This is a genomic window from Nitratidesulfovibrio liaohensis (genome assembly GCF_011682075.1).
GTDB lineage: Bacteria > Desulfobacterota > Desulfovibrionia > Desulfovibrionales > Desulfovibrionaceae > Cupidesulfovibrio > Cupidesulfovibrio liaohensis.
In genome coordinates this window covers 1-4090 of record NZ_VSMK01000245.1, presented here as the reverse complement: position 1 = coordinate 4090, position 4090 = coordinate 1, and the positions used below count along the sequence as shown (strand labels likewise).

The following is a 4090-nucleotide window of genomic DNA, read 5'->3' as shown; positions in this document are numbered from 1 at the left end:
ATGTCCACCCGCCCTTGCGTGGGGGGCGCGACCGTGACCGGACGCGGGACCGGACGCGGGGCCGGGGGCGTGGCCAGCGGGGAACACGGACGAAGACGAGGGCACGCCCGGAGTGGTGGGCTGCTGGGGCGGGGCGGATGCGTCGTGCTGACGGGGGGGCTGCATGGGCATGACGGTGGCGGCTTGGCGGCGCGGGGCGCCTGGGGAGTCTGTATCTGTGTGCGGTTTCCGGGGGGCTGCCGCCGTTCGGCAGCGTGCAGGGACATTGCGGGTTGTAGGCCCGGCGACGGTGAGGCGCAAGGGAAAACCGCGTGTCGCCGCGCGGGGCTGGCACCGCGCGATCCCGGCACGGTTCCGGTGTGCGCCCGCCGCGTAAGGGCGCCGGTGTCCGGTGGCTCTTTGCAGGGAAAGGCGCTATATTACGCGGAGAACGATGTCAGGCGGCACGACGGCGGCTTGCCGCCGGGCCGACACGCGGGTGCAACCATCCGGGGACGGTTTCGGCGTACCCTGCGTTGCGCTACAGGCCTGTGGCCCGGGCGACGGGCCTGCGTGGCGCCATGGGCATCGGCGCATTCTCGGATTCTCATCGGGGCGTGGCGCGCCAGTGCCAGTCAGGAGGGAGCATGGGGCAGACCGGCATTCTGCTGGAATCCGGCACCAATGAACTCGAAATCGTCGAGTTCTTCGTGGACGAGGCCGCGCCCGATGGCGTGGCAGCTGGCGTACTGGATGGTTCCGGCACCGTTGTTGCCAATGCCGGGGCCTGCGTGGCGGAAACCCCCGTCGGTGGAGGCTTCGCCGCGGCGGCCCCGCTGTCGTGCGGGTCATTGCGGCGGCGGTACGGCGTCAACGTGGCCAAGGTGGTGGAAATCATCCGCATGCAGCCCATCACCGCACTGCCGCAAATGCCTCACCCGGCGGTGCTGGGGGCCTTTCCGCACCGCGACGGGCGGGTCATCCCGCTGGTGGATCTGGCGAAGTACCTGGGCATCCCGCGCGACACCAGCGGCGAACCCAAGATCATCGTCACCGAATTCAACACCGTGATCACTGGGTTCCTGGTGTCCGGGGTGAACCGCATCCACCGCATCAGCTGGACCGACGTTGAGGCCCCGGGCCGCTTCCTGCAGGAGGCCAGCCGCAATTCCATCACCGGCATGGTCCGGCTGGACGAGCGGGTGGTGTTTCTGCTGGACATGGAAAGCATCGTGGCCGAGATGCATCCGGACCTGTCCATACGCATGGAACGGCCCCTGGCTTCGGCATCCGCCGGAGAGCGGGGGCAGGGGGCGGATGCTGCCGACGGGGCCACGGAAGCCGTGCCGCCGGTCGCGCAGCCGGACCTGCCGCCGCGCCGTTACCGCATCCTGCACGCCGACGATTCCGGCAGCGTGCGCCGTCTGGTGCGCAGCCTGATGGAGGCCAGCGGGCGGTTCGAACTGCTGCAGGCCAACGACGGACAGGAAGCGTGGGATATGCTGGACGGCCTGCGCCGCGAGGCCGAAGCCAAGGGTGTCCCCCTGTCCGACCTGGTGCAGGCCGTGGTCTCCGACATCGAGATGCCGCGCATGGACGGACTGACCCTGTGCCGCCGCATCAAGGAAGATCCGGCGTTGCGCGCCCTGCCGGTGGCGCTGTTTTCGTCGCTGGTTTCGGAGCGGCTGGGGCACAAGGGCGAGTCGGTGGGCGCGGACGCGCAATTCGCCAAGCCCGATTTGCAGCAACTCAGCCAGAAGGTGCTGGAACTGCTGGGCGAATCCGCCTGATTTTCAGAGTCGCCTGATTTTCCGAGCTGCCTGCTTTCCCGAGCCGGTTGGTTTTTCGGGCAGGCTGATTTTTCGGTTCGGGTCCGCTGCGTGAGCCGGACGGCATGGCGCAGCCGGACCGGATGTCGCAACCGGGCCGGATGACCCGGCTGGGCCGGGTATGCTGCGGCCCTCCCTCTCGCGCGCGATGTTGCGTGCAGCCTTGCCCGTGCGGCGTGCATTGCTGCGGGCCTGTGGCGTTCCCCGCCCCGCGTTTCGCCTTCCCCGCGCAGGCGCGCGACCATCCGCAATCCCCTCAGAAAGTCCTGCGTGCAACGTCCGTTGTGCTGCGTGCGGCGTTGCGCCCGTGTGCTTGGCGCGTGCGTTGGCTGCACCTTCGAAAACGTGCGGGGCGCGCCGTTCCCATGGAACGTCGCGCCCCGATTTCGCCCGCAGCGCACCGACTGCGCCACGGACCCCTGCGGCTGGAATGCGTCCGACGCATTCCCCCGTACCGGCTGGCCTTGTCCAACCGCCTTCCGGCACGGACGGGCATCGACCGACATGCCCGGTGTCTGTTGCCATATACTTACCAAGAAGCGTGCCATTCGCGTTATGGAACCATGCTGATATGAATCAACTGTTATTCAAGCGTATTGCGTGAATATTGGATTGAGCAAACAGTCAGCTTGGGCGTATGGTAAAGAGTGCGTCCGCCATCGCGGACGCCTCAAGGTGCATGAATCCGCGATGGCGGACGGTATGGGCGAAGGTGTGTCCGCGATGGCGGACAGTGGAGACGTTTTTCATGCGGGGGCTGGCGACCTTTTCCGGGCTAGCGGGGGGGCACGCCGTGCTTGCGCAGCAGGTCGTACAGGTGCGAGCGGGACAGCCCGGACAGGGTGCAGGCGGCGCGAATGTCGCCCCCGGCGCGGCGCATCAGTTCGTGCAGATAGGTGGTGAACTGCGCATCACGAAAGTCGAAGAAGCGGGGCAGGCCGTCGGCAAAGGGGGCTGCGGTGCGGGGGACTTCTGCGGAGGATGCGCCGGAGGCCGTGTGCATGCCCGTCACCGGTGAGGCCTGGAGTCCGTCACCATCAGCGGTGGCATGGGGCGGCAGCCCTGCAAGACCGTTTTGGCCAAAGGGGATGGCGTCATCGCCATTGCCGCCGGATGCGTTTCCCTGCTGCGTGCTGCCCGGCGGAACCGTGGGTTGCAGGGGCGCCGCGCGTTCGGGGGACGGGGCATAGTGGGGCGAGGTGTAGATGGCATAGGGCGCGCGCGGCCCCCAGCCTGGCGAAACGGGCGGCGCGGGCCGTGCCTGTCCGGCGTGTATCTGTCCGGGGTGCATCTGTTCGGGGTTATTCTGTTCGGGCGCCACAATCTGGCTGACCGCTGGGGCAGTGCCGCCTGCTTGCATGGCGGGAGGTGCGCCACCGGCCTGTCCGGTGGACGTCCGTGCCGCAGTGGCGGGACCGCTTGCAGATCGGTGTCCCCGCGTTCCATCCGTGCCCTCTGTTGCGTTGCTGCCCTGCGGTGCAGGTGCGGCGCGTTCAACGGCCCCGTACAGGCAGGACGGCCCCCCCAGCCCACCGTAACCGGCGGGAGTGACGGCTCCGTTGCGTGCGGCGGCGCGGGCCAGGCAGATGCGCAGATAGTCCGGCAGGTGGCGGGCGAACAGCTTGGGCGCGTCCTGCGAAGCCAGCACCGCGCGCTCGAGGGTATGGATGAGTTCGCGCACGTTGCCCGGCCAGTGGTAGGCCAGCAGCGTTTCGTGGAAGTCGGGCGAAATGTCCTTTTCCGGCAGGGCAAAGCGCGCCCAGACGCGCGGCAGGTAGTGCCCGGCCAGCGCGGTGACGTCTTCGCACCGTTCTCGCAGCGGCGGAATGCTCACCACCACCGTGCGCATGCGGTATAACAGGTCGCTGCGAAAGGTGTTGCGCTCGGCCATGTCTTCCAGATCGCGGTTGGTGGCCGCGATCAGGCGGAAATCGCTGGTGATTTCCGTGCGGCCGCCCACCGGGCGAAAGCGGTGCTCCTGAAGCACGCGCAGAAACATCTTCTGCATGGACAGGGGCAGTTCGCCCACTTCGTCCAGAAACAGGGTGCCGCCATCCGCCTGCAACACCAGGCCGTCGCGGTTGGAATCCGCCCCGGTAAAGGCCCCCTTGCGGTGGCCGAACAGGATGGACCCGGCCAGCGAACGTGGCAGCGAGGCGCAGTCCACGGCCACGAAGGGCGCGGCGGCGCGGGGGCTGTTGTCGTGGATGGCGCGGGCGAACAGTTCCTTGCCCACGCCCGTTTCGCCGGTGACCAGCGCGGCGGCGTCGCTGCCCGCCGCC

At 68.4% G+C, this 4090-nt stretch carries 2 protein-coding genes; one reads left to right on the top strand and one right to left on the bottom strand.

Going from position 1 to position 4090, the window contains the following annotated elements; all coding sequences use genetic code 11:
* The first annotated feature begins 626 nt into the window (after nucleotides 1–626).
* Complete coding sequence (locus FVW27_RS09460) at nucleotides 627–1769, top strand: chemotaxis protein (RefSeq protein ID WP_167124618.1); 1143 nt, start codon at nucleotides 627–629, stop codon at nucleotides 1767–1769.
* 814 nt (nucleotides 1770–2583) lie between these two features.
* Here FVW27_RS09460 and FVW27_RS09455 read toward each other — a convergent pair.
* Nucleotides 2584–4090: sigma 54-interacting transcriptional regulator (locus FVW27_RS09455; protein WP_167124616.1), on the bottom strand; the 1507-nt coding region annotated here is incomplete at its 5' end.